Genomic DNA, 25990 nt, shown 5'->3' on the forward strand with positions numbered 1-25990 from the left:
TGCTGACGTCGAGACTTGTGATCAAGAGACAGGCGCCGGGGCCGTCACCGTGCCGGCGCCGACCAGGACGTCCCGGCCGAAGCGGGTGGCGAGGCGGCGGATGCTTTCCACCGGCTGCGGCGAGTTCAGCGGCACCTCGATGATGGCGAAGCCCGCCTCCACCAGCGCCTCGCCGATGGGCAACACCTCCTCCGGCGTGACGCCGCGCAGGATGGCGATGAGCGGCAGGCGGTCGAGATAGGTCTGGAACGGCATCAAACGGTTTCCTCGGATATTCCGGCGGCGAGCCCGGCCTGGATGGCGATGCGCCAGAGGCCGGCGGTGGCGGCGTTCTCGATCTCGCGGACCTCGGAGACGCCGAGCAGGGCCAGCGCCTCGCGGTAGCGGCGGCAGAGGGCGGGATCGCCGATCAGCACCACGCCTCCCCTCCGGCCCCGCAACCCGCAGAGCAGTTCCTCGCCGATCAGCAGGCCGGAGAGGTAGTCGAGGCTCAGTTCGGGGCGCAGCCCGCCCGTCAGCACCAGGGCGCGCGCCGAGAAGAGCAGCGGCGCGACTTGGCCGCCCTCCCGTACCGCCTGCACGCCGCGCAGGAAGGCGGCGTCCGCAGCGGCATCCTCCGCCGCTTTCGGCACGTCCCGGGCGAAGCGGCCCAGGATGGAATGCCCGCGCAGCACGGCGAAGAGCTCCCCGGTCATGTAGGTGTCGAAGCGCGCGATGCGGCCCTGCTCGATGCTCACCCATTTCGAGTGGGTGCCGGGCATGACCAGCAGCGATCCCTCGCGCAGCGCGGGGTTCAGGGCCAGCGCGCCGGCTATCTGCGTTTCCTCGCCGCGCATCACGTTCGGAGCCTCGCCGTACTGGGCGACGCCCGGCACCACCAGCAGCGCCCCGCCCGGCACCGGCACCAGCCCGCCGGCCAGTTCCTCCGGCCCGGCCGGACAGGGGAGGTAGGGCGCCTCCACCCAGCCCTGGGCGCTGCCGATCATGCCAGCGGCGATGGATTTCAGCTCCGGCCAACGGTGGCGCCATTCGCCGGTCACGGCCTCGAAGACCGCGGCGAAATCGCCGCCGGGAACCTGCATGATGCCCTGCGGCGCGCTGCGGCTGTCCAGCACGGCACCATCCGGCCCCAGCAGATAGGCGCGCAGGGAACTGGTGCCCCAGTCCAGCGCGATCAGGGCGGGGCTTCGCGCTGTTGCCACGCCGTCCATGGCACGGTGATCCGTCCGATCCTTGTTCATGGCGTTCCTCTCCTGCCTCACGCCGCACGCGGTGCGGTGGCGCGCCAGCCGAGGCTGCGCGAGATGGCCTCCGCCGTGGCGGCGACCTCCGGCACCAGCGACAGCATCCGTTCCTCCGGCATGTGCTGCGCGGCGGAGGCGAGGCTGACCGCCGCCACGATGCCGCGCCCGGCGTCGCGCACCGGGGCCGCGACGCAGTGGATGCCGATCTCGTTCTCGGCGAAGTCCAGCGCCACGGATTGCGCGGCATAGCGCCGCATCTCGTCGCGATAGGCCTCCCAGGGGCGCGGCGAGCCGCGGCTGGCGGGATGGGCAAGGCCGCTCTCGTAAAGCGCCCGCCAGCGATCCTCCGGCAGGTCGAGCATCAGCGCCTTGCCCACGCCGGTCAGCGCCATGGGCATGCGGTGGCCGATGCGCGAACGCATCTCCAGCCCGCGCTGACCGGGGATCTTGTCGAGATAGAGCACCTCCACCCCTTCGGGCAGGCCGAGATGCACCGTGTCCTGCGTGCGCTGGGCCAGGGCTTCCAGATGCGGCCGGGCGAGGCGCGCCAGCGGCACCTGCTCCCGCGCCTGGAAGCCCAGCTCGATCAGCTTCGCCCCCAGCGCGTAGCCCTCGCCCTCGCCCCGGAGATAGCCCGCCTTCACCAGTGCGCTGGCGAGTCGCTGCGTGGTGCTGCGGCTCAGCCCCAGCGCCCGGCCCAGCGCGGACAGGTCGTGCGCACCGCCGGCCACCGCCTCCAGCACGGCAAGGCCGCGAAACAGCGTCTGGGTTCCGGGCGTGCTCTCCAGTGGCATGGCGATCTCTCCGCGCTCCAGGATAGGCAGGCGGCGCAATCGGTCAATATATGAATTGCAATCCCATTATATGGGTTAAACGGGAGTTGTAGATTCAGCCGGAATCTCGCCTCGCCGCATCCGGCAAGGCGAAGGCGACACGCCGCGCCCCTGCGACAAGGCATGGCGGGACGGAAAACGAATGTTCCGAGGATGGGGCCGGCCTTGCGCGCCCGGCACCGCACCCGCCACTGCCGCCGCGATCCCCTCCCCCGCAAACGGGCGGAGGGATCGGGCCGGCCTCAGCCGATCCGAGGCGAGGGCGACAGGACGGAACCCGGCGGGACGGTCCTGGGTGCCACCTTTCCGGCGAGGCCGGGGCGCGTCCGCGACAGCGGGATGCCGTTGAACAGCCAGAGCAGCCAGCGGCTGCGGCCGATCACGAAGCGGTGGATCAGATAGCTGACACCCAGCCCCGCGGCCACGGCGATCACCCAGCCCAGCAGCGGCATGTCGAGACCCAGGCGGATGCTGCCCTCGGCCACCAGCATCACCACGAGGTAATGGAAGAGGTAGATGGTGAAGGCGCTCCGCACCAGTTCGTTGACGGCGGGATGGCCCGTATGGACGAGGCGACGCGCCACCGCCAGCAGCAGCCGCGTGCCCGTCAGCCCCATCAGGGCGAAGAGCAGCACGCCGGAAACCTGCGTCACCACCCCCTGCTCCACATGCCGCTGGAGCAGCAGCAGCCCCAGCCCCGCAGCGAAAAGCAGCAGCGTGCTCCAGCCTGGATGAGTGAAGCGGTCAAAGGCCTCGGGCCGTGCCAGCAGCCAGGTGCCCATCAGGAAGAAGGGGAAGTAGAGCAGGAGTTCCCGCAGGTTCACGGTACCGCCGAAGGCCTGTTCCAGATGACCGCCCAGCAGCCGCTCGTCCAGGGTCTTCAGCCCCAGGCGCCAGACGACCATGAGGGCGACCAGCAGCAGGTCGCTGGACAGCACACGGCCCGCCATCCGCTCCAGCGGCGCGGGGGCGAGGCGGCGGAGGGGCAGCAGGGCGGCGAGGAGGCCGCACATCAGCAACAGGTCCAGCAGGAACCAGAGATGCCCCAGCCAGTGCCCGCCCGGCGAGGTGAGTTGGGCGAGGAAGGAGGGCGCGACACCCTCGGCCGGGTGCAGCGCCACCGAGGCCACGTACATGGCGGGGATGTTCAGCAGCAGGATGGAGACCAGCAGCGGCAGGCCGAGCCGCGCCAGCCGCGCCTTCAGCCAGGCGACCAGGCCCGACTTGCGGATCACCAGCAGCGAGAAGAACCCGGCCAGCAGGAAGAAGGCGGGCATGCGGAAGGCGTGGATGATGTCGTTCACATGGCCCAGCAGCACGCTGGTCGTGGCCGGGTTCACCACCCAGGGGTCCGGCCCGAAGACCTGTCCCGCCCTGTAGGGGATGCCCAGCAGCATCAGGAAGGCCCGGCAGAAATCCATGTAGTACAGGCGCTGATTCATCGGCCCGTCCTTCCCCCATCGGCGGTGGCGGGGGCGTTGTCCGGCCGCGAAGCCCACTGCTTGGCCCACCCACCCCGCGTTTCACAAATAGTCCCGAACCGGACAAAATTCCAATAACCATCTTTTTATTGATCAATTTGTAACATGGTTGGGGAGGTTTAGCGGGAAGTACCCGCCTACCCCGTAGCTCACCGGATCAGGGCAGCGGAAAAGGACGGGATGCCGACTCGCCGGTGGCGCCGAGGGGTGCCATATACCGCCCGCCCATGAGAACATTGCCGGAACCCTTCGCGGGCTGGTTCGCCGCGCGTGGCTGGACACCCCGGCCCCACCAGATGGCGCTGCTGGAGGCCGCCGAGGCCGGGCGGAGCGCCCTGCTGATCGCCCCGACCGGCGGCGGCAAGACCCTGGCGGGCTTCCTGCCCAGCCTGACCGATCTCGCGCAGGGTCGGCCGGACCAGGGGGCCACCCGTGGGCTGCACACGCTCTACATCTCCCCGCTCAAGGCGCTGGCGGTGGATATCGCGCGCAACCTGACCACCCCGATCGAGGAGATGGGCCTGCCGATCCGGGTGGAGACGCGCACCGGCGACACGCCCGCCAACCGCCGCCAGAGGCAGCGCGAGAACCCGCCCGAGATCCTGCTCTCCACGCCGGAAAGCCTGGTCCTGCTGCTTTCCCTGCCCGATGCGGCGGAGATCTTCGGAAGGCTGCGCGCCGTGGTGGTGGACGAGGTGCATGCGCTGGCCGGCACCAAGCGCGGCGACCAGCTCGCCCTCTGCCTGTCGCGGCTGCAGCGCCTCTCCCCCGGCCTGCGGCGCATCGGCCTTTCCGCCACGGTGGCGCAGCCGGAGGCGCTGCGCGCCTGGATCGCGCCCGATGCGCGGCCCGAAGGCGCGGCGCTGATCACCGGGCAGGGCGGCGCCGATCCCAGCCTGGAGATCGTGCTGCCCGAGGGGCACCTGCCCTGGGGCGGGCATATGGGCCTGGCCAGCGCACCGGAGATCTATCGCCGCATCGGCGGGGCCGGGGTCACCATCGTCTTCGTCAACACCCGTGCCCAGTCCGAACTGATCTTCCAGGCGCTGTGGCGCCTCAACGACGACAACCTGCCCATCGCCCTGCACCACGGCTCCCTGCAGATCGAGCAGCGGCGCAAGGTGGAGGCCGCCATGGCGGCGGGGAGGCTGCGCGCCGTGGTGGCGACGGCCTCGCTCGACATGGGCATCGACTGGGGCGCGGTGGACCAGGTGATCCAGGTCGGCGCGCCGAAGGGCGTCTCGCGCCTGATGCAGCGCATCGGCCGCGCCAACCACCGGATGGACGAGCCCTCCCGCGCCGTGCTGGTGCCGGCCAACCGCTTCGAGGTGATCGAGTGCACTGCCGCCATCGAGGCCGTGGCGGCGCATGAGCTGGACGGCGAGGCGCCACGCGCCGGGGGGCTGGACGTGCTGGCGCAGCATGTCCTGGCCCTGGCCTGCCACGCACCCTTCCGGGCGGACGACCTCTACGCCGAGGTCACGCAGGCCGCGCCCTATGCCGCGCTGACGCGGCGCGACTTCGACGACGTGCTGCGCTTCGCGGAGGATGGCGGCTACGCGCTGCACGCCTATGAGCGCTTCCGCAAGCTGTTCCGCGACAGCGAGGACTTCATCCATATCCGCGACGAGCGCGTGGCGCGGCAGGTGCGGATGAATCTCGGCACCATCACCGACAGCCCGATGGTGAAGGTGCGGCTGCGCGGCGGGCCGGTGCTGGGCGACGTCGAGGAATGGTTCGTCTCCACGCTGGAGCCGGGGCACTGCTTCCTCTTCGCCGGGCAGACCCTGCGCTACGAGGGGATGGACGCGCTCTCCGTCATCGTCTCGCGCGGCGGCGACGAGGAGCCGCGCGTGCCGACCTATGCCGGGGCGCGCCTGCCGCTTTCCACCTATCTCTCGCGCCGGGTGCGGGCGATCCTGGCCGATCCCCGGCGCTGGGGCGCCCTGCCGGAGCCGGTGCGGGAATGGCTGCGGCTGCAGCAGCGGCAATCCGAGCTGCCCGACCGCGACGGGCTGCTGATCGAGAGCTTCCCGCATCACGGCCGCTGGTTCATGGTCGCCTACTGCTTCGAGGGCCGGCTGGCGCACCAGACGCTGGGCATGTTGGTGACCAAGCGGATGGAAGGGATGGGCTACGGCCCGCTGGGCTACCTTGCCACGGACTACGTGCTCGCCACATGGAGCGCCTTCGAGCCCACCGAGCCGGAGCGGCTATTCGAGGAGGACATCCTCGGCGAGGAACTGGAGGAGTGGATCGCCGAGAGCTCCATGCTCCGCCGCACCTTCCGCAACATCGCGACCGTCGCCGGGCTGTTGGAGAAGAACCATCCGGGCGCCGAGAAGAGCGGGCGGCAGATGACGATGAACGCCGACCTCATCTACGACGTGCTGCGGAAGCATGACCCGGATCACATCCTGCTGCGCGCCACCCGGCAGGAAGCCGCCTATGGCCTGACCGATGTGCGCCGCATCGCCGGCCTGCTGGCGCGGGTGCGCGGCCGCATCCGCGTGCGGGTGCTCGACCGTGTCTCACCCCTCGCCGTACCGGCGCTGATCGAGGAGGGGCGCGAATGGGTACCGGGCGGCGCCGAGGACGCCCTGCTGGCCGAGGCCGCCGCGCTGGTGGAGGAAGCCACCGACGGCGCCGAGCACTTCGCCGAGGTGCTGAGCGAGGTGACGGAAGGCGTCCGCATCCGCGCCGGGGTGGTGGACCGCCCGCGCCACCGGAAGGGGCGGGAGCGGCGCGGCCGCGGATTGCCCGGCCCGCGGCAAGGCGCCCGAGGGGATAGTGCCTAAGGGGATGGCGGATGAGGATTGGCAGGCTGGGATGGCGGGGACGCGTTGCGACAGGATGAACGGATGAGATTTGCCGGGCGCCGGGCCTGGACAGGCCCGGCCGTGACCACGCCGCCATGGCCAGCCGGGATCGTGCGGAGCGGCGCCCGCCGGGATGTGACGAATGCCGCCCGGCGGCGTTGCGCTCCGGTGGCTCATGGGACAGACGCGGAACATGCCTTCCGGCGGCACAGCGGCGATGCGGCGGGATGCGGGGGGCTCCCTGGGCGGCCTCAGGGGGTGTCCGCGTGATCCCGGCGCCGCTGCATCTGGCGGGCGAGCGGCTGTTGCTGGACCCCCAGGGCGTGCTGGCCTGGCCGGCGCGGCGGTTGCTGGCCGTGGCCGACCTGCATCTGGAGAAAGGGAGCCATTTCGCCCGGCGCGGCTGCCTGGTGCCGCCCTACGACACGCGCGAGACGGTGATGCGGCTGCTTTCCGCCCTGCGGCGGCACACGCCCCGGTGCCTCGTGCTGCTCGGGGATTCCTTTCACGATGCGGAAGGCTCGGCCCGCCTGCCGCCCTCGGAGCGTGCGGTGCTGCGACGGGCGCTGGAGGGGCTGGAGGTGGTCTGGGTCCTCGGCAACCACGATCCGGTGCCTCCCGAGGGGCTGCCGGGCACGGCCTGCGCGGAATGGGCGGAAGGGCCCTTCCTGTTCCGCCATCAGGCCCTCCCTGCCCTGCCCCGCAGCGGTTCCGTGGAGATCAGCGGGCATTTCCACCCCAAGGCCACCATGCCCACCCGGGCGGGCGGCGTGACGCGACCCTGCTTCGTGGCCGATCCGCGCCGCGTCATCCTGCCCTCCTTCGGCGCCTATACCGGGGGGCTGGACCTGCGCGACCCGGCCCTGGCCGGGCTGTTCCGGCGCGGCGGCCGGGCCTTCCTGCTGGGGCGCGACCGGCTGTTCAGCATGCCGGTCACGCCGCACGGCGCAGCGGAACGGGTGGCGCCGCCGGAAAAGCGCCTCATATCAGCACCATGACGAGAGCAACGCCGAAGCCGGGGCGCCAGCCACCCCCGCCCCACCCTCGATCCCCCGCGCCGCCCAAGTCGCGGACCGCGCGGGGAAGAATCCAGCGGCACCAGGAACAGGGGGCCCCGGAAAGGGAATGCCGGGCGGCGGCCCGGACCGACGGAGCGGGCCGGCGTGGCATGGAGCCGGCGGCATGACGGATATCCGGTCGCAATTCGAGGGGCTGCGCGTGATCGGCGACGTGCATGGTGACGCCGATGCCTATGCGGCGGCTGTGGAGGGCGCCCGGGCGGAACGGCTCTTCATCATCCAGCTGGGCGACCTGACCGATGGCGGATCGGATTCCCCCGAGGTGCTTCGGCGCACCTTCGCCCTGCTGGATGCGCGGGCGGGGCTCTTCCTGCTGGGCAACCACGACCACAAGCTGCGCCGGGCGCTCAGCGGAGCGCGGCTGCATATCGATGCCAACGGGCTCGGCAACACGCTGCAGCAGATCGAGCAGGCGCCGGACCGCGAGGCGCTGCGCCAGCGCATCATGGCGGAGGTGGCGCGCGCCCCGGCCTGGCTGAGGATCGATCAGCGGGTCTTCGTGCATGGCGGCTTCCACCCGCGCATGCTGCACCTGCCGCCGCCGCCGGAAGCCGGGGCGAGCCGGCCCGAGGGGCTGGTGCCGCGCGCCCTGTTCGGCCAGGTGACCAGCCGCATGCGGCCGGACGGCTTCCCGGAACGGCTGCACGACTGGGTGGACCGCATCCCGCAGGGCTTCACCATCTATTGCGGGCACGAGGTCCGCTCCTCGGACGGAAGGCCGCTGACCCATATCGGGGCCCAGGGCGGGGCCGCCGTCTTCATGGATACGGGGGCCGGCAAGGGCGGGCACCTGTCCTGGGTGGACCTGCCCTGGTAGCGGCGGGCCGTGAAGCAGGGCCGGCGGCGTGCCTGTTCAGGTCCAGAGCGCGGGATTCCGGCGGATCAGGGAGGCAGGGAGAAAACCAAACCCTGCCCCCTGAGAGCGTGACGGCGGAGATAACACGCCGCCCTGAATCCCCGGTGGCCCCTCCGGTCAGAAGCCCAGCTCGTCCGCTGCCCGCTCCAGCGTCTTCAGGCTCCCCACCTTGTAGAAGGAGCCCAGCCATTTCCGCAGCGACGCGACGAGGCGTTCATCCTGCCCCAGCTCCCCGAAGAGCTGCCCGATCGAGAGCAACGGGGCCGGGTCCGGCCCGCCCTCGGTGGCCTTCTCCCGCAGCAGCTCGGCCAACGGGTGCTTCACCTCGATCTTCCCGCCCTGCTCGTCCTCGCCGCGCACGCGCCGCATCCAGGCGGCGAGCGCGATGGCCAGAAGGTCCACCCCGCCCCCCATCTTCAGCCGGTCGCGGATCGGATCGACCAGCACGTTCAGCGGCGCGTCGGTGTTGACCCGCTCCACCGTGTCCTTGATCGCGGTGTTGGCGAAGCGGCGGATCAGCGTGGCCTTGTAGTCCGCGAGGTCGATCCCCGGCACGGGCGCCAGGGTGGGCTCCGTTTCCCGGTCCATCAGCGCGGCCATGTAGCGGCGGAAGAGCGGGTTCGCCATGGTCTCGTCGATATAGGTATAGCCGGCGAGCCGCCCTGGCCCCGACATGGCGAGATGGCTGGCGTTCAGCAGCCGCAGCTTCATGAATTCATAGGGCGCGACGTCGCCCACGAACTGCGCGCCCACCGCCTCCCAGGCCGGGCGGCCGAGCGGGAAGCGGTCCTCGATCACCCATTGCGAGAAGGGCTCGGCGAAGACCGGCCAGTTGTCGGCGAGGCCATGCTTCTCCGCCAGCTCCCGCACCTGCGCCTCGGTGGTCACGGGGGTGATGCGGTCCACCATGGTGCTGGGGAAGCTCGCTTCGGCCTCGATCCAGGCTGCCAGCGCCTTGTCGCGCAGCCCCGCCAGGGTCAGCACCGCGTCGCGCAGCACCTCGCCATTGTGCTGGATGTTGTCGCAGCTCAGCGCGGTGAAGGCGGGCAGCCCGGCCTCCTTCCGTCGGCGGAAACCCTCCACGATGATGCCGATGGCGCTGGCGGGCCGTTCCGGCGTGGCGAGGTCCTGCCGGATCAGCCGGTGCTCCGTGTCCAGCCGCTTGGTGGCGCGGTTGAGGCAGTAACCGTTCTCCGTCACCGTCAGGCTGACGATGCGGATGCGCGGCTCGGCGATGCGGGCCAGGACCTCCGAGGAATCCTCGCCGGCATAGATCATCTCGGTCAGCGCGCCGATGACCGCGACCTTCTCCTCATCCCCCTCGCGCTCCACCAGCGTATAGAGCCAGTCCTGCGGCCCCAGGCTCTCGCGCATCCGCTTGTCGGCGGGCTGGATACCGGCCCCGGCGATGCCCCATTCCCGCGCGGCCGGGTCGCGCCCCATCAGTTCGTGCGTGTAGCGGGCCATATGCGCGCGATGGAAGCCGCCCAGGCCGAGATGCACGATGCCCGGCGCGACCGTCGCGGGATCGTAGGCGGGGACCTGGATGGGCGGGCGCAGCTTCGCCAGGTTGGCGCGATTGAGCGGAATGGCGCTCATGGGAAGACCTCGGCTCAGGAAAAGGAACCGGCAATGGCCGGATAGAGGGCGCGGTAGCGGCGCAGCGGGGCGGCATAGGCTCCGGTGAGCTCCGCATCGGGCATCACCGTCTCCAGCCGCCTCGGCGGGGTGCAGACGGCGGCCGGGTCCTCGCCCGTCACCGCCAGCCGCGCGAGGCGCGCGCCGCCGAAGGCGCCGCCATACTCGCCTTCCGCCAGCACATGCAGCGGGATGCCCAGCACCGCGGCGATGATGCCGATCCAGGCGCGGGAGCGGGAGCCGCCGCCGATCACGTCGGCCTCGCGGATCACCGTGCCGGAGGCGGCGAGCGCGTCGAGACAATCGCGGAAGGAGAAGGCCACGCCCTCCAGCACTGCCTGGGTCAGTGCCGCGCGTTCCGTGTCCATCGACAGGCCGGCGAAGGCACCGCGGACCGCGCCGTCATTGTGCGGCGTGCGCTCGCCGGAAAGATAGGGCAGGAAGACCGCCTCGGAGGGTTTGCGGATCGCGGGCAGTTCGGCCAGAAGCGCCGCCTCCCCCTGCCCCGCCACCTGCGCCCACCAGCCCAGGCAGGAGGCCGCCGAGAGCGTCACCCCCATCTGGTGCCAGAGGCCCGGCAGGGCATGGCAGAAGGCATGCACCGCCGCCTTCGGATAGGGTGCGTAGCGGTCCGTGGTTGCCCAGAGCACGCCGGAGGTGCCAAGCGAGACGAAGGCCTCGCCCGGATGGATCGCCCCCAGCCCGACCGCGCCTGCCGCGTTGTCGCCGGCGCTGCCCGCCACCACGACCGGGCCGGACAGGCCCCATTCGCGCAGCAGCTCCGGCCGCAGCATCCCGCCCGGTGCGCTGCCTTCCACCAGGCGCGGCATGTGGTCGCGCGACAGGCCCGTGGCGGCGAGCGCGGCGTCGGACCAGTCGCGCTGCCCGACATCCAGCCAGAGCGTGCCGGAGGCATCCGACATGTCCTCGATGAATTCGCCGGTCAGGCGGTACCGCACCCAGGCTTTGGGCAGCAGCACCTTGGCCGTGCGGGCGAAGACCCCGGGCTCGTGCTTTCGCACCCAGAGCAGCTTCGGCGCGGTGAAGCCCGGCATGGCGAGGTTGCCCGCCACCTCGTGCAGCGCGGGGAAGGCTTCCTCCAGTTCCCGGCATTCGGCGGTGGAACGGGTGTCGTTCCACAAGATGCAGGGCCGCAGCACCTCCCCCGCCGCATCCAGCAGCACCGCCCCGTGCATCTGCCCCGACAGGCCGATGCCGCGAAGGGCGGCGAAAGCGGCGGGTTCCCGCGCGCGCAGGGCACCCACGGCGTCGAGCATGGCCTGCCACCAGTCCCACGGGTCCTGCTCGCTGTGGCCGGGCGCGGGGCGGGACACGGCGAGCGGGCTGCTGGCGCTGGCCAGCACGCGCTGCGCCCCATCCACCAGCAGGGCCTTGACCGAGGAGGTGCCGAAATCCAGGCCGAGATACATGCCGGGCCTCCTCAGGCCGCGAGGTGGTGCGTTTCGAGGTGCGGCAGGGCCTCGCCACGTTCGTCGAAGACGTGGCAGAGGCGTGGATCGACGGAAAGCCGCAGCACCTCGTGCGGCCGCGTCGCGTCGCTGCCGTCGAGCTGCACGATCACCACTTGGTCCGGCGACAGGCGCAGGTGCAGCAGGGTCAGCCCGCCGAGGCGCTCGGCCAGCAGCACCTCGCCCTGGATCGGGCCGCCCGGATCGGGCCGCAGCCCTTCGGGGCGGATGCCGACGGTCACGGCCTCGCCCGGACGCACCGACCCGGCCTGCACCGGCACGGCGAGGTTCGGGCCGAAGGCGAGCTGCACGGTGACGCCGCCGCCCTCCGCCCCGGTGATGCGGGCGGGCAGCATGTTCATACGCGGCGAGCCGATGAAGCCCGCCACGAAGAGGTTCCTCGGATGATGGTAGAGCTCCAGCGGCGAGCCGACCTGCTCCACCCGCCCGGATTGCAGCACCACGATCTTGTCGGCCATGGTCATGGCCTCGATCTGGTCGTGGGTGACGTAGATCATCGTGGCCTTCAGCTCCTCGTGCAGCCGGGCCAGTTCGATCCGCATCTGCCCGCGCAGCGCCGCGTCGAGGTTGGAGAGCGGCTCGTCGAAGAGGAAGATCTTCGGGTTGCGCACGATGGCGCGGCCGATCGCCACGCGCTGCCGCTGCCCGCCGGAGAGCGCCTTGGGGCGCCGGTCGAGATAGGGCTCCAGCTGCAGGATGCGCGCGGCCTCCTCCACCTTGCGGTCACGCTCGGCCTTCGGCGTGCCGGCCATCTTCAGGGCGAAGCCCATGTTGTCCCGCACCGTCATGTGCGGATAGAGCGCGTAGGACTGGAACACCATGGCCAGGCCGCGATCGGCCGGGCCCAGGTCGTTCACCCGCCGCCCGTCGATCATCAGGTCGCCGGAGGTGATCTCCTCCAGCCCCGCGATCATGCGCAGCAGGGTGGACTTGCCGCAGCCGGAAGGGCCGACGAAGACCACGAACTCGCGGTCCTGCACGTCGAGGTCTATCCCCTTGATCGCCTCGACCTCGGCATAGCGCTTGCGGATGTCGCGCAGGGTCAGCGTGGCCATGCGGGTTCTCCTACTTTACCGCGCCGAAGGTCAGGCCGCGGACGAGCTGTCGCTGGCTGAGCCAGCCGAAGATGAGGATCGGCGCCACCGCGATGGTGGAGGCGGCCGAGAGCTTGGCGAAGAACAGCCCCTGCGGCGAGGAGAAGGAGGCGATGAAGGTGGTGAGCGGCGCCGCCTCGGAGGTGGTGAGGTTCAGGCTCCAGAAGGCCTCGTTCCAGCAGAGGATCAGCGAGAGCAGCCCGGTGGAGGCGATGCCCGGGAGGCTGAGCGGCAGCAGCAGGTGGCGAAACTCCGCCCAGGTCTTGGCCCCGTCCATCCGCCCGGCCTCCAGGATCTCGTGCGGCACCTCCTTGAAGAAGGTGAAGAGCATCCAGACCACGATGGGCAGGTTCATCAGCGCGTAGATGATGATGAGCCCGGTGCGGCTGTCCAGCAGGCCGAAGGTGCGGAAGAGCAGGTAGATCGGCACCAGCACGCCCACCGGCGGCAGCATCTTGGTGGACAGCATCCAGAGCAGCGTGCCGCGCGTGCGCTTCGTCGGGTGGAAGGCCATGGCATAGGCCGCCGGGATGGCGAAGGCCAGCGCCAGGATCGTGCCGCCGAAGGAGATGATGACGCTGTTCAGGGCGAAGTGGATGTAGTCCGCCCGGTCCCGCACCTCGGCATAGCTTTCCAGGCTCGGCTGGAAGAAGAGCTGCGGCGGGGTGGCGATGGCCGCGACCTCGGTCTTGAAGCCGGTCAGCACCATCCAGAGGATGGGGAAGAACATGGCCAGCGCCACGCCCCAGCCCAGGATGGCGATCAGGACCCGCTGCATCGTGCTTTCGCGCATGGCGTCAGATCTCCAGCCGGCGCGCGATGCTGCGCACCAGGAAGAAGGCCACGACATTGGCCAGCAGGATCGCCACCATGCCACCCGCCGAGCCGCCGCCGACATCGAACTGCAGCAGCGCGCGGGCATAGATCAGGAAGGCCAGGTTGGTGGTGGCGTTGCCGGGGCCGCCGGAGGTGGTGACGAAGATCTCGGCGAAGACGGTCAGCAGGAAGATCGTCTCGATCATGATCACCACGCTGATGGCGCGGCCGAGATGCGGCAGGGTGATGTAGAGGAACTGCGCGACCGGCCCCGCCCCGTCCATGCGCGCCGCCTCCTTCTGCTCGTGGTCCAGCGACTGGATGGCGGTGAGCAGGATCAGCAGCGCGAAGGGCAGCCACTGCCAGGAGACGATGACGATGATCGAGAGCATGGGGAACTGGGCGAACCAGTCCACCGGCGTCAGCCCGACGCCGCGCCAGAGTGCGGCCAGCACGCCGTAGATCGGGTGCATCATCAGGTTCTTCCAGATCAGCGCGCTCACCGTCGGCATGACGAAGAAGGGCGCGATGGCCAGTAGCCGCGCCACGCCGCGCCCGGGGAAGTTCTGGTCGAACAGCACCGCCAGCAGCGTGCCCAGCACCACGGTGATCGCCAGCACCGAGCCCACCAGCACCAGGGTGTTGACCAGCGAGGCCCAGAAATCCGGATCGGTGACCAGGAACTCGTAGTTCTCCAGCCCGGCGAAGCCCGTCACCATCGGGTTCAGCAGGTTGTAGCGCTGGAAGGAGAACCAGATCGTCATCGCCAGCGGGACGATCATCCAGAGCAGCAGGACACCGACCGAGGGGGCGATCAGGGGCAGCGTACCGGAGCGCCGGCGCTTCGCCGGCTCCCTGGCCACACCCTGCTGGGCGGAGATGGCGGACATGCGGCCTCCCGGCAATGAGGTGCCGCGCCGGGGGCCCGGCGCGGCGGCGAGGTCAGGGCAGCGAGGACGGGGGCATCAGCGGCCGTAGCCGGCCTGGCGCATGGTGCGCTCGGTGGCGGACTGCGCCGCCTTGAGCGCCGCGTCGATGCTGGTCTGCCCGGTCAGCGTGCCCGCGACGGTCTGCCCCACCTGCGTGCCGATGCCCTGGAATTCCGGGATCGCCACGAACTGCGCGCCGGTATAGGGGCGCGGGTTCTTCGTGTCGCCGTTCGGGTTGGCGGTCTCGATCGCCTTCAGCACAAAGGAGGCGAAGGGCGCGGCCTTCTGGTAGTCCGCGTTCTCATAGGTCGAGCGGCGCGTGCCCGGCGGCACGGCGACCCAGCCATTCTCCTGCGCCACGAGCTGGATGTACTCCTTCGACGTCGCCCAGGTGGTGAAGGTCTTCGCCGCCTCCTTCTGCTTCGAGGAAGCGGGGATGCCCAGGTTCCAGCTCCAGAGCCAGGTCGGGCCGCCCTTGAAGTCGCCCACCGGGATCGGCGCGAAGGCGATCTTGTCCGCCACCTGCGACTGCTTGGTGTCGTAGAGCAGCCCGGCCGCGACCGTGGAATCGATCCACATGCCGCAGCGCCCGCCCGCCGTCAGGGCGAGGTTCTCGTTGAAGCCGTTCGAGGTGGCGCCCGGCGGGCCGTAGTTCTTCAGCACGTCGTTGTAGTAGGTGAGCGCCTTGTGCCATTCCGGCGTGTCGATCGTGGCCTTCCAGCTCTTGTCGAACCACTGTCCGCCGAAGGTCGTTACCAGCGAGGTGACATAGGCCATGTTCTCGCCCCAGCCCGGCTTGCCGCGCAGGCAGATGCCGAAGACCTGGCCGGGCTTGTCGGTGATCTTGGCGGCCGCGTCCTTCACCTGGTCATAGGTCGGCTGCTCCGGCATGGTGATGCCGGCCTTCTGGAACAGGTCCTTGCGGTAATAGGTCATGGCGCTCTCGCCATAGAACGGCAGGGCGTAGAGCTTGTTCTCGTAGGTGAGCCCCTCGCGGACCGGCTTCAGCAGGTCATCGACGTCATAGCTGGCGGGCAGGTTCTCCATCGGCTCCAGCCAGCCTTGCTTGGCCCAGATCGGCACCTCGTAGTTGCCGATGGTCATGATGTCGAACTGGCCGGCCTTCGTCGCGATGTCGGTGGTGACGCGCTGGCGCAGCACGTTCTCCTCCAGCACCACCCAGCGCAGCTTGATGTCGGGGTGCTGCTGCTCGAACTTCGCGGAAAGCCGCTGCATCACCACCATGTCGCCGTTGTTGACGGTGGCGATGGTGAGCGTGGTCTGGGCCAGGGCGTCGCCGCTGCCGAGGGACAGGCCCGCGAGTGAGGCCAGCGAGAAACTGGCGGCCAGCACCGTGATCCTGCCGTGTGGACGCATGGAGGCCATCGGTCTCATCCTCACATCTTCTTGTGCTGTTCGTGGACGTCCAAGAACGGTGCCCTGGCGCGGCGGAAGTCGTCCCACCTCCGCCATTTCCCGTCAAGTTTTGGCATAACCCATGCGCGTAGCCCCTTTGGCGCGGCATTCACGGACCGGGCGCCTGTGTCGGCGCCGCTTCGCCGCCTCCCCGTGATGGCCGCGAAAGCTCCCGGACGGCTGTTCCGGGGATGGTCCGGAAAGGGCCGTCAGGCGGGGCGGGAACCCCGGCGAGGCGGTGGCGAGAGAAGCGCCGGCAGGGGGGCGACATCGCATCCGGGACATGGCATCCTCACATCCATGCGACGGCTTCTGCTGCTCCGCCATGCGAAATCCTCCTGGGACGACCCGGCGCTTTCCGACCATGCCCGCCCGCTGAACAGCCGCGGCCGGAAGGCGGCGGCCGCCGTCGCGCAGCTTTTCCACCGGCCGAACCTGGCCCCCGACTTGGTGCTGGTCTCCTCTGCCCGCCGCACGCTGCAAACGCTGGAGGCGCTCTCCCCCCTCCCCGGCCAGCCCAGGATCGAGGCCACGGACAGCCTCTATCTCGCCACGCCCGACACGATGCTGGAGGCCATCCGGCTCGTGCCGGAGGAGACGCATTGCGTCCTGATGATCGGGCACAACCCCGGGATGCACGAGCTCGCAATGAAGCTCCTCGGCCGCCCGGCCCTGGAGGATCCGCAGGGAGATGCGCACCGGCTCGGCGAAGGCTATCCCACCGCTGCCCTGGCCGAATTCACGGTGGAGGGAGCCTGGGACCGGCTCTCGGCCGGCGGTGGCCGTCTCGTGCGATTCGTGACCCCCGCCGACTTGGCGGACTGACCGGCGTCCCCGTCCCGGCGAACGGGGTGAAACCCGGCGTCACCCTGGATGTTGCAGATCGCGCCAGGGGGCTTCATCCCCGCGGCTCCTTGTCCCGATCCTGTCGTTCAGAGGAGTTTCGCACCATGTCCAGAACCATAGCGGCCGTCGTGACCGCCTGCCTGCTGCTGGGGTCCGCCACCCTGCTCAGCGCCTGCAATACCGTGTCGGGCGCCGGCGAGGATGTCTCGGCGGTCGGCAACGCGGTTACCCGTGGCGCCGACCGCGCCAAGCCGTAAGCTCGACCGCAGCCCGTCGCCGCCCCCGGGGGCAGCGCGACAATGGCGGCAGGCCGTGGCCGTATCGGCGGCCATGCCGGGAACGGCCCCAGCCACAGTCCCCTCCCTCAACGGACATTGGGACTGGCAATCCGCGCCGGACGAAGGCATATAGCCCGGCTCAAGGGTGCGGCCACCGGCCGCTCTCCACTTCCGCGCACGCGGTGGTGCACATGGACGAGCCGCGCCGCGGCGTTTCCGGCCACATGGTTTCCTGCCGCCCCACTATCGCGGCCCTCCATGCCGCCCGAGACGCCGGGCACCCGAATCCTCGGGTTGCCGACCGTCCCAACCGCACCGTCCCGCGTCGCATCCACAGCCTTGCCCGGCGGCCCATGGCCACGGGGCGGGGCGCATTAGGACGACCGAATGTTCGACCACTACTACCGCAAGGACATCGCCTGGGGCGGCAAGACCCTGACGCTGGAGACGGGCAAGGTGGCCCGCCAGGCCGATGGCGCCGTGATGGCCCGCCTGGGCGATACCATCGTGCTCTGCACGGCGGTCGGTAGCCGTTCGGTCAAGCCCGGGCAGGACTTCTTCCCGCTGACCGTCAACTACCAGGAGAAGGCTTTCGCCGCGGGCAAGATCCCTGGCGGCTTCTTCAAGCGCGAGGGTCGTCCCTCCGAGAGCGAGACGCTGATCTCGCGCCTCATCGACCGGCCGATCCGCCCGCTCTTCCCCGAAGGCTTCCGCAACGAGGTCCAGGTCATCGCGACGGTGCTGTCGCATGACATGGAGAACGACCCGGACATGGTGGCGATGGTCGGTTGCTCCGCCGCCCTGACGCTGTCCGGCATTCCCTTCTTCGGCCCGGTGGCCTCGGCGCGCGTCGGCTATATCGACGGCCAGTACGTGCTGAACCCGACGCTGGAGGAGCGCAAGCGCTCGCAACTCGACCTCGTGGTCGCCGGCACCGCCGAGGGCGTGCTGATGGTGGAGTCCGAGGCACAGGAGCTCTCCGAGGAGGTGATGCTCGGCGCCGTGGAATTCGGCCACCGGGGCTTCCAGCCCGTGATCCAGGGCATCATCGAGCTGGCCGAGCATGCCGCCAAGGAGCCCTGGCCGCTGGCCGAGGCCGATGAGGGCCTGGCGGCGCTCAAGGCCCGCATCGCCGGGCTGGGCCGCGACAAGATGGCCGAGGCCTACAAGGAGACGCAGAAGCTTCTCCGCCAGGGCAAGGTCGGCGAGGTCAAGAAGGAGGTCCTGGCGGCGCTGGAGGCCGAGGGCCTCGACGTGGCCGCTGCCAAGGGTCTGCTCAAGGACCTGGAGGCGGACGTGGTCCGCAACGCGATCCTCGACACGGGCATCCGCATCGACGGCCGCGACACCCGCACCGTCCGCCCGATCATGGCCGAGGTCGGCGTGCTGCCGCGCGCCCATGGCTCTGCCCTTTTCACCCGTGGCGAGACCCAGGCGCTCGCCGTGGCGACGCTGGGCACCGGGCAGGACGAGCAGATCATCGACCAGCTCGCCGGCGAGTACCGCGAGAACTTCCTGCTGCACTACAACTTCCCCCCCTACTCGGTGAACGAGACGGGCCGCATGGGCTCGCCGGGGCGGCGTGAGGTCGGCCATGGCAAGCTCGCCTGGCGCGCCATCCACCCGCTCCTGCCGGAGAAGGAGAAGTTCCCGTACACGATGCGCGTGGTCTCCGAGATCACGGAGTCGAACGGCTCCTCCTCCATGGCCACCGTCTGCGGCACCTCCCTGTCGCTGATGGATGCGGGCGTGCCGCTGAAGCGCCCCTGTGCCGGCATCGCCATGGGCCTGATCAAGGAGGATCGCGGCTTCGCCGTGCTCTCCGACATCCTGGGCGACGAGGACCACCTCGGCGACATGGACTTCAAGGTGGCCGGCACCGAGCAGGGCGTGACCGCGTTGCAGATGGACATCAAGATCACGTCCATCACCTTCGACATCATGAAGACCGCCCTGGAGCAGGCCCGTGACGGCCGCATCCACATCCTGGGCGAGATGGCGAAGGGCCTGTCCGGCGCCCGCACCGACGTCTCGGCCAATGCCCCCAAGGTCACGATCATCAACGTGCCCAAGGACAAGATCCGCGAAGTGATCGGCACGGGCGGCAAGGTGATCCGCGAGATCGTCGAGCAGACCGGCACCAAGATCGACATCGAGGACGATGGGACGATCAAGATCGCCTCGTCCAGCCCGGAGGCGACCCAGGCCGCGATCGACCGCATCAAGGGCATCACCGCCGAGGCCGAGATCGGCACGATCTACAACGGCACCGTGGTGAAGACCGCCGATTTCGGCGCCTTCGTGAACTTCCTCGGCGCCAAGGACGGCCTTGTCCACATCTCCGAGCTGTCGCAGGACCGGGTCAACAAGACCACCGACATCGTCAACGTGGGCGACAAGGTGAAGGTCAAGGTCATCGGTTTCGACGACCGCGGCAAGGTGAAGCTGTCCATGCGGGTGGTCGATCAGGCGACCGGCGCGGACATCACCGAGCAGGTCGGCGCCCGCCGCCCCCGCCCCGAGGGCGAGGAAGGTGGAGAGGGCCGCCGCGACCGTGGGGACCGGGGCGACCGGGGCCGTGGCCCGCGGCGCGACTTCCGCGACTGAGGCCCAGGGGGCCTGTGCCCGGCCACCGGCCGGCACGGGCCCCGGCCCGGACATCGCCGCTCCGGACTTGCCCAGGGGGGAAAACATCCTCCCAGGTTGGTCCCGGTGCCGGCGGCTTTTCCGGCAATCTTACAAATCGGTGAAGACAGGCCGCATTTCCCCTCGATTCGGGAGGGTGGCCGGTCCATATCGGGACCCGTTCCAGGAATTTCAGGATAGCGTGCCGTGAAGGCGATCAACGCAATACGCATGGGGGGCGTAGACGTCCTCCCTCTCGTCGAGGGTGGAAAGGGTGTTTCCGCCACCAATGGTGCGTCCTGCGGTGGCTGGGCCGAGGCCGGTGGCGTGGGCACCTTCTCCGGTGTCAATGCCGACAGCTATGACGCCGACGGGCATGTCGTCCCGCAGGTCTACCACGGCTCCACCCGCCGCGAGCGGCACGAGGAACTGGTGCAGTACGGTATCGCCGGCGGCATCGCCCAGGCGCGGGAGGCGCATGAGCGCTCCAACGGCCGGGGCCGCGTCCACATCAACGTGCTGTGGGAGATGGGCGGGGCGGAGCGCGTGCTGCGCGGTGTGCTGGAGGGGGCCAGGGGCCTTGTTCACGGCGTCACCTGCGGCGCGGGCATGCCCTACAAGCTCAGCGAGATCGCGCGGGAATACCGCGTCCACTACTATCCGATCGTCTCCTCCGCCCGGGCCTTCAGCGCCCTCTGGAAGCGTGCCTATCACAAGGCGCAGGACTGGCTGGGCGGCGTGGTCTACGAGGACCCCTGGCTGGCGGGTGGCCATAACGGCCTGTCCAACAGCGAGGACCCGCGCAAGCCGGAGGACCCCTTCCCCCGCGTGCTGAAGCTGCGCGAGCAGATGCGCCAGTTCGGCCTGGGCGACGTGCCGATCATCATGGCCGGCGGCGTCTGGTGGCTGGAGGAGTGGGAGGACTGGATCAACAACCCGGAGCTCGGCCCCATCGCCTTCCAGTTCGGCACCCGTCCGCTGGTGACGCAGGAAAGCCCGATCCCCGATGCCTGGAAGCAGCGCCTGCTGACGCTGAAGCCCGGCGACGTGTCGCTGCAGAATTTCTCGCCGACCGGCTTCTACTCCTCTGCCGTGCGCAACGACTTCCTGCACGGCCTGGAGGGGCGCTCGCACCGCCAGGTGGCCTATACCTCCGAGGCGATCGGGGAGCATTCCGCCCGCTACGGCGTCGGCCCGCGCAAGCGGCCGGTCTATCTCGTGCCCGGCGACCTCGTGCGGGTGCAGCAATGGGAGAGCGAGGGCTTCACCGAGGCCCTGCGCACCCCGGACGACACGCTGGTCTTCGTGACGCCCGAGGAATCCCGCCAGATCCTGGCCGATCAGGTGGCCTGCATGGGCTGCCTGTCGCAGTGCCGCTTCTCCAACTGGTCGCAGCACGAGCCGGATTTCAGCAACGGCAAGAAGGCCGATCCGCGCAGCTTCTGCATCCAGAAGACGCTGCAGGACATCGCCCATGGCGGCGACCCGGAGCAGAACCTCATGTTCTCGGGACACAACGCCTACCGCTTCGGGCAGGACCCCTTCTATTCCAACGGCTTCATCCCGACGGTGCGGCAGCTGGTGGAGCGGATCCTCACCGGCCGCTGAGCGCTCCGCACCGGCAAGACCAGGAAAAGGGCTGTCCGCCAATGGCGGGCAGCCTTTTTTCATGCCCCCGCCCCCGCCCCCGGCGGGATCGGCGTCACATATTGTCGCGCATCCATTCCAGCAATCGGCCGCCGAGGCCCGAACGCTGCTCGCTTTCCGGCCCGACATCGATCGAGGCCGTCATGCCCACCACCAGGGTCACCTCCGGCGGCAGATCCCTGATGGAAACCCGGACCGGGATACGCTGCGCCAGCCGGACCCAGGTGAAGACCGGGTTCACCGCCGGCAGCCCGCGGTTGTTGGTGGCGTCGTTGGAATCCGCGATGCCGCGCCCGATGCTCTCCACCCGCCCCTCGAAGGGCGTGTCGTAGCCCATCAACCGGATCCGGGCCGGGTCGCCAGGGCGGATCGCGTGCAGCTTGGTTTCCTCGAAATACCCCTCGATCCAGAAGGAATCCGCATCCACCACGGCCATCTGCGCGACGCCCGTGCTGACATAGGCGCCGGCCCGTAGCCGCAGATGCGTGACATAGCCGTTCACCGGCGACACCACGGTCGAACGCGCGAGGTTCAGCTTGGCCACATCCAGCGACGCCTTGGCCTGGTCGAGCGTGGCCTCGGCCACCCGCATGGTGTTCTCCGCCTTCTCCCTGGCCTCCTCCGAGGCATAGACCGTCAGCCGCTGCTGCCGCCGGGATTCGGACCGGGCGAAGCTCAACTGGTTCTGCGCGCTTTCCAGCGCGGCCTGGGCCTGCGCCAGGGCAAGGCGGAAGCGGGTGGGATCGACCTGGAACAGCACGTCGTTCTTGTGGACGAACTGGTTGTCCTGCACCGGAACGTCCACGACGGTGCCGGCCACCTCAGAGGCGACGTTCACGACCTGGGCCTGGACGCGTCCGTCACGGGTCCAGGGTGAGAGCATGTAGGACTGCCACAGCATCACCACGAGGACGCCGGCAATGACGACCGCCGCCAGGGTGATCAGGACTCGGAGGGCGGATTGCAGGAATCTCATTTTCTCTACCGGAGCAGCACGAGCAGGGAGACGATGGAAAGGAAAAGGCAGACCTCGAAAAGTGCCGGGTGCCAGATCCGGCCCAGCACGCCCAGGCGGCCGAGGACGGAGCGGCAGAGGGCGAAGATCGCCAGGGCGAGCAGCCCCTCGACCACGATCGGCGCCAGGTAGACGCCGCCGATACTGATTTCCGCCAGCATCAGGCCGCCCCCCGCGCCACGGCGGGCGCACCGCCTCCGCTTCCGCCCTGGCTTCCTGGAGGCAGGCCCTTACCCGGCGGCTCCGCCAGCCAGTCCTGGCCGATCAGGAAGAAGTGCGCGCGTTCCGTCAGGATCGCGGCGGCCTCGCTGAGCATGGCGGCGGCGTGGAAGACCACGGCGTTCGCGCCGTCCAGGGCCGTGAGTTCGGCGGTGGCGCGCCGCGCCTCGGCAGCGACCTCGGCCGGCGCAGTATCGACACGCCCGAAGGCTCCCACCGCCCGCGCCACGATGGTGGCCCCGGCGGGTGGCATGTCCGGACGGCTGGCGATCAGCCGGGCACGGATCAGCGCCCGCCCGATCAGCACGGCGCTGCCGCCGTCGCTGATGGCATCGCCGCGCCGCGCCGGTGCCACCGCCGCCAGACGCCGCGACAGGCGGACCAGCTTCTGGTGCTGCAGGTGCTCCCAGACCAGCCAGGGCATCAGGCGGCCCCTCGCCAGCCGCCGCACCGCCCGCACGAGCGAGCGCTGCAGCACCTGTGCCTCGGCCACCGGGTCGGGCGGCAGCAGCACGCGGAAGGCCAGCACGCCGCAGAAGCCGCCGATCAGGTTGGCGAAGGCGCCATCGAGGGCGCTGGAAAGCTGGTAGTTCATCGGATTGCCCGGTGACACCGTCACCATGAAGAAGATCTGGAAGGCGGTGCCGAGACCTATCGTCTTCGGCCGCTGGCTGAGCCACACGCCAAGCGCGACGAAAGGCAACGTGCTCAGCAGCAGCAGCGGAAAGCTGTTCATCATCGGCAGGATCGCATAGGCGACGATCAGCCCCACGGGGATGGCGATGATCAGCCCTTTGAAGAAGCCGATGCTGGCCGCCGCCGCGCTGTCCGTCGTGCTCAGCAGGGCGCACATCGGGCCCAGCATGACCAGGGTGCTGGCGCCCGAGGACCAGCCGCTCACCAGCCAGAAGGCACCGCCGAGGAAAACGGCCAGCGCCGCGCGCACCCCGTTCCGCGCCGCCGTCACCGGGTTGGCATAGATCCGCAGCTGCAGGGCCGGGGTGCGAGGCGTGTCGTCGCGCAGGTCGGTCAGGGTGTCCATGATCCGCACGAGCTGCCGCAGCATCGCATCGGCACGCTCCAGCGCCACCAGCACCGGCAGGTCGCGGCAGGTGGCCGTGGCCCGGGCCGTTTCCGCCTGGGCGGCGTGGATGTCGCTGCGCAGCGCGTCGAGGGGGGTATCGGGCGCCAGCGCGGCCAGGCGGTCCATCAGGCCGGTCAGCCGCTGCCGCGTGGCCGGGACCTGCGGCTCCCACGCCAGCGCGGGATCGGCGAGCAGGCGGGCGGTGCGCTGGCTGGCTGTCAGCACCGCGAAGAGCTCCGCCACGGCAAGGCGCACGCCATCGGCATGGCGGCCGAAGCCGGTATCCTCGACCGAGGCGAATTCCACCGTCTGGTCCAGGGCGCTCAGCTCGCCGACGACCTTGCTGCGCGCGGCCCGCACGGTGGCCGCATCCTCCCGCATCAGGGCCTGGCGCGTCACCGCCGCCACCGCCGCCACCAGCCGGGTGATCCCGGCCCGGACCTCGCCGCGCCGCGGCCCAAGATCCGTCACCAGGAAGACCACCGCCGTGACAAGGATGCCGAGGCTGACCACGGCGATGCGCGCGGTGGCGAGGTGGAAGACGTTGTCCGGGTCCTGCACCGCGGAAAGGGCGATCAGGGCGATGGTGTAGCCGGCCAGCACCGCGCCATAGCTGCGGAAGTAGCGCAGCAGCGAGGCGGCAAAGGTGCAGAGGCCGAGCCAGAGGGAGAAGCCCAGGATGAAGAGCCATGGGGCCTGGGCGAACCAGGCGACGAGCGTGATCGAGGCGAGCGCGCCGACCACCGTGCCGCCGGCGCGGTAGAGGCTCTTGGACAGCACCGCGCCGCGCGAGGCGCTGGCCACGATCAGCACCGTCAGGCCGGCCGAGGAGGGGCTGTCGAGCTCCAGCGCATAGGCGGCATAGAGCGCGATACTGAAGGCCAGCAGGGTGCGGAGGATATGGCTCCAGCCCATGAGCCATGCGGGCAGGCGCGGCCGGAAGCGGCGGCCCATGGCGGCCAGGATGCCGCCCGCCGTACTGTCCGCACCGGTGGCGTTGCTGCGGGCCGTGCCGGCGCTGCCTTCCGCGGCGCTCATGCCCCTACCTCCCCGGAGAGGCCATCATCCGGGCCGCTCTCCATGGTCGTGCCGGGGCCGCGCAGGGTCAGCTCGACCTTGCGGAACACGCGGAGGCACAGCTCCAGCTCCTGCTCGTCGATCTGGACGAGCAGGCGCTGGCTCACGCCCTCATAGGCGCTCTCGATCTGCTCCACGGTCTCCTGCCCGGACTCGGTCAGTTGCAGCACCTTGGAACGCCGGTCCTCCGGATCGGGATGCCGGCGCAGGAGCCCGCCCCGCTCCAGCGCATCCAGCAGCCGCACCAGAGATGCCCCCTCGATCCCCAGGGCAGCGGCCAGGTCCGTCTGCCGTATGCCGCCGCCCATGCGGCCGAGATAGAGCAGGGGCCGCCATGTCCCGTCCGAAAGGCCGAGACGGCGCATGCCGAGATCCATCTCCCGCCGCCAGAGCTGGCCGGCGCGGAAGAGGTCTCGCCCGAACTCGGCGGCCAGGCGGGATCGCTCGCTGCACATGGGACGTTAGCTAGGGGCAAAGCTAATAGGTAGCAATCTAATTGCCTGCGCGCCTGCCCCGCTGCCTTTGCAGGGATGCCCCTGCCCTCCCCGCTCCCATCCCCCTGGCAGGACCCTTTGCACGGGACCATGCTGCGCGCCCTTTTCCCAACCGGACTCGGCATGATGGAATTCCAGGACAAGCGCGTCATCGTCACCGGGGCCGGGGGCATTTACGGACGCTGGATCGCCCGGGCCTTCGCCCGCGAGGGCGCGCGCCTCTGCCTGTCCGACAACCGGGCGGAGGCACTGGAATCCCTGGCCGAGGAACTGGCCCTGCCGGAGGAGCGTGTCATGCTCCACCGGACGGAGCTGATGGAGGAAGCCTCGATCCGCGACCTCGCCGCCCATGTGAAGGCGGGCTGGGGCGGGGTGGACATCCTGGTGAACAATGCCGGCATCTATCCCGGCGGCGACCTTTTCGACCTGCCGACCAGAGAATGGGACCGGGTCTTCGGCGTCAATGTCCGCGCCGTCTTCATCCTGTCGCGGGAGGTGGCGCATCTGATGGTGGCGGAGGGCGTGCAGGGCTGCATCGTCAACATCTCCTCCGGCGCCTCGCGGAAGATGAACCCGGCCCGCGTCGCCTATTGCACCTCCAAGACCACGCTGGACCGGCTCACCAAGGGGCTCGCCCTGGATTTCGCGCCGCGCGGCATCCGCGTGAACGCGGTCGAGCCCGGCTTCGCCCCGGGCAGCGAGGTCAGTCCGCTGAGCGACGAATACGTCTCCAACATGCTGACCCGCATCCCGCTGGGCCGCACCAGCGGCCCCGACGATGCCGCCGCGGCGGTGCTCTACCTCTGCTCCGGCAAGGCCAGCTACGTCACCGGCGCCACGCTGACGGTGGACGGAGGCAACTCGATCCGCACCTGAGCGGGCCGCCCTTTGCCGGGAGGGCGGACCGCTCCGCGCCTAGCCCTTCTTGTCCGGCGCCGGCAGCAGGGCCTGGGGCGCCGCCTCGGCCTTGCTGCGGCGGGGTTTCGCCGCGCTGCCGGGGCGGCGGGCGG

At 70.1% G+C, this 25990-nt stretch carries 22 protein-coding genes; 8 read left to right on the top strand and 14 right to left on the bottom strand.

The features are described 5' to 3' along the window. Positions 1 to 21: 21 nt before the first annotated feature. The 4 genes from ROTAS13_RS04015 to ROTAS13_RS04030 form a co-directional block, all read right to left on the bottom strand. Entirely contained in the window at positions 22 to 255 is a 234-nt protein-coding gene (locus ROTAS13_RS04015) for a hypothetical protein (RefSeq protein ID WP_139323260.1), read from the bottom strand. After that, the gene (locus ROTAS13_RS04020; protein WP_083755397.1) at positions 255 to 1241 is read right to left on the bottom strand and encodes a 2-dehydro-3-deoxygalactonokinase; all 987 of its coding nucleotides are present in this window, start codon (positions 1239 to 1241) and stop codon (positions 255 to 257) included. The genes ROTAS13_RS04015 and ROTAS13_RS04020 overlap by 1 nt, the downstream gene beginning before the upstream one ends. A gap of 17 nt (positions 1242 to 1258) precedes the next feature. Beyond that, positions 1259 to 2038: an IclR family transcriptional regulator gene (locus tag ROTAS13_RS04025; protein WP_058390404.1), complete on the bottom strand. Its 780-nt coding sequence runs from the start codon at positions 2036 to 2038 to the stop codon at positions 1259 to 1261. A gap of 281 nt (positions 2039 to 2319) precedes the next feature. Then, on the bottom strand, positions 2320 to 3519 hold the full coding sequence (locus ROTAS13_RS04030; RefSeq protein WP_058390403.1) for an acyltransferase family protein: 1200 nt from the start codon (positions 3517 to 3519) through the stop codon (positions 2320 to 2322). Between the two features lie 266 nt (positions 3520 to 3785). Here ROTAS13_RS04030 and ROTAS13_RS04035 point away from each other — a divergent pair, with 266 nt between their 5' ends. The 3 genes from ROTAS13_RS04035 (at position 3786) to ROTAS13_RS04045 (ending at position 8273) form a co-directional block, all read left to right on the top strand. Further along, positions 3786 to 6356, top strand: coding sequence for a ligase-associated DNA damage response DEXH box helicase (locus ROTAS13_RS04035; protein WP_252571160.1), 2571 nt, complete (start codon positions 3786 to 3788; stop codon positions 6354 to 6356). A gap of 287 nt (positions 6357 to 6643) precedes the next feature. Next, the gene (gene pdeM / locus ROTAS13_RS04040) at positions 6644 to 7375 is read left to right on the top strand and encodes a ligase-associated DNA damage response endonuclease PdeM (RefSeq protein ID WP_075821612.1); all 732 of its coding nucleotides are present in this window, start codon (positions 6644 to 6646) and stop codon (positions 7373 to 7375) included. 184 nt (positions 7376 to 7559) lie between these two features. Then, a complete protein-coding gene (locus ROTAS13_RS04045) occupies positions 7560 to 8273 on the top strand; it encodes a metallophosphoesterase (RefSeq protein WP_058390401.1) in 714 nt (237 codons plus the stop codon). Between the two features lie 156 nt (positions 8274 to 8429). Here ROTAS13_RS04045 and ROTAS13_RS04050 read toward each other — a convergent pair whose 3' ends face one another. From ROTAS13_RS04050 to ROTAS13_RS04075, 6 genes are all read right to left on the bottom strand, one after another. Continuing rightward, a complete protein-coding gene (locus ROTAS13_RS04050) occupies positions 8430 to 9911 on the bottom strand; it encodes a mannitol dehydrogenase family protein (RefSeq protein WP_058390400.1) in 1482 nt (493 codons plus the stop codon). Positions 9912 to 9925: 14 nt separating this feature from the next. Beyond that, entirely contained in the window at positions 9926 to 11380 is a 1455-nt protein-coding gene (gene xylB / locus ROTAS13_RS04055; protein WP_058390399.1) for a xylulokinase, read from the bottom strand. Between the two features lie 11 nt (positions 11381 to 11391). Further along, positions 11392 to 12495, bottom strand: a complete 1104-nt coding sequence (locus tag ROTAS13_RS04060) for an ABC transporter ATP-binding protein (RefSeq protein ID WP_019459771.1) — start codon at positions 12493 to 12495, stop codon at positions 11392 to 11394. Between the two features lie 10 nt (positions 12496 to 12505). Next, positions 12506 to 13327, bottom strand: coding sequence for a carbohydrate ABC transporter permease (locus ROTAS13_RS04065; protein WP_019459772.1), 822 nt, complete (start codon positions 13325 to 13327; stop codon positions 12506 to 12508). Positions 13328 to 13331: 4 nt separating this feature from the next. Then, the gene (locus tag ROTAS13_RS04070; protein WP_019459773.1) at positions 13332 to 14240 is read right to left on the bottom strand and encodes a carbohydrate ABC transporter permease; all 909 of its coding nucleotides are present in this window, start codon (positions 14238 to 14240) and stop codon (positions 13332 to 13334) included. A gap of 75 nt (positions 14241 to 14315) precedes the next feature. Continuing rightward, positions 14316 to 15665 carry a sugar ABC transporter substrate-binding protein gene (locus ROTAS13_RS04075; protein ID WP_075821614.1) on the bottom strand — a complete coding sequence of 450 codons (1350 nt, stop codon included), beginning with the start codon at positions 15663 to 15665 and terminating at the stop codon, positions 14316 to 14318. Between the two features lie 330 nt (positions 15666 to 15995). Here ROTAS13_RS04075 and ROTAS13_RS04080 point away from each other — a divergent pair, with 330 nt between their 5' ends. The 4 genes from ROTAS13_RS04080 to ROTAS13_RS04095 all read left to right on the top strand — a co-directional run bounded on the left by ROTAS13_RS04080 (position 15996) and on the right by ROTAS13_RS04095 (position 21052). Beyond that, complete coding sequence (locus ROTAS13_RS04080; protein WP_075821615.1) at positions 15996 to 16520, top strand: histidine phosphatase family protein; 525 nt, start codon at positions 15996 to 15998, stop codon at positions 16518 to 16520. Between the two features lie 125 nt (positions 16521 to 16645). Next, a complete protein-coding gene (locus ROTAS13_RS04085; RefSeq protein ID WP_079253244.1) occupies positions 16646 to 16798 on the top strand; it encodes an entericidin A/B family lipoprotein in 153 nt (50 codons plus the stop codon). 408 nt (positions 16799 to 17206) lie between these two features. Then, entirely contained in the window at positions 17207 to 19426 is a 2220-nt protein-coding gene (pnp, locus tag ROTAS13_RS04090) for a polyribonucleotide nucleotidyltransferase (protein WP_058390396.1), read from the top strand. 225 nt (positions 19427 to 19651) lie between these two features. Then, on the top strand, positions 19652 to 21052 hold the full coding sequence (locus ROTAS13_RS04095; protein ID WP_026032972.1) for a nitronate monooxygenase family protein: 1401 nt from the start codon (positions 19652 to 19654) through the stop codon (positions 21050 to 21052). Positions 21053 to 21146: 94 nt separating this feature from the next. Here the strand turns inward: ROTAS13_RS04095 and ROTAS13_RS04100 are convergent, their stop codons facing one another. The 4 genes from ROTAS13_RS04100 to ROTAS13_RS04115 are packed head-to-tail and all read right to left on the bottom strand — an operon-like array spanning position 21147 to position 24941. Continuing rightward, positions 21147 to 22067, bottom strand: coding sequence for an HlyD family secretion protein (locus ROTAS13_RS04100; RefSeq protein WP_058390395.1), 921 nt, complete (start codon positions 22065 to 22067; stop codon positions 21147 to 21149). Positions 22068 to 22072: 5 nt separating this feature from the next. Further along, positions 22073 to 22267, bottom strand: a complete 195-nt coding sequence (locus tag ROTAS13_RS04105; RefSeq protein WP_019459780.1) for a DUF1656 domain-containing protein — start codon at positions 22265 to 22267, stop codon at positions 22073 to 22075. Continuing rightward, positions 22267 to 24447, bottom strand: a complete 2181-nt coding sequence (locus tag ROTAS13_RS04110; protein WP_075821616.1) for an FUSC family protein — start codon at positions 24445 to 24447, stop codon at positions 22267 to 22269. Before ROTAS13_RS04110 ends, ROTAS13_RS04105 begins: the two co-directional genes overlap by 1 nt. Further along, a complete protein-coding gene (locus ROTAS13_RS04115; protein WP_075821617.1) occupies positions 24444 to 24941 on the bottom strand; it encodes a MarR family winged helix-turn-helix transcriptional regulator in 498 nt (165 codons plus the stop codon). The genes ROTAS13_RS04110 and ROTAS13_RS04115 overlap by 4 nt, the downstream gene beginning before the upstream one ends. A 162-nt stretch (positions 24942 to 25103) precedes the next feature. Here ROTAS13_RS04115 and ROTAS13_RS04120 point away from each other — a divergent pair, with 162 nt between their 5' ends. Further along, entirely contained in the window at positions 25104 to 25856 is a 753-nt protein-coding gene (locus ROTAS13_RS04120) for an SDR family NAD(P)-dependent oxidoreductase (RefSeq protein ID WP_075821619.1), read from the top strand. Positions 25857 to 25990 lie beyond the last annotated feature (134 nt).

It is taken from the genome of Roseomonas sp. TAS13 (assembly GCF_001950415.1).
GTDB lineage: Bacteria > Pseudomonadota > Alphaproteobacteria > Acetobacterales > Acetobacteraceae > Roseomonas > Roseomonas mucosa.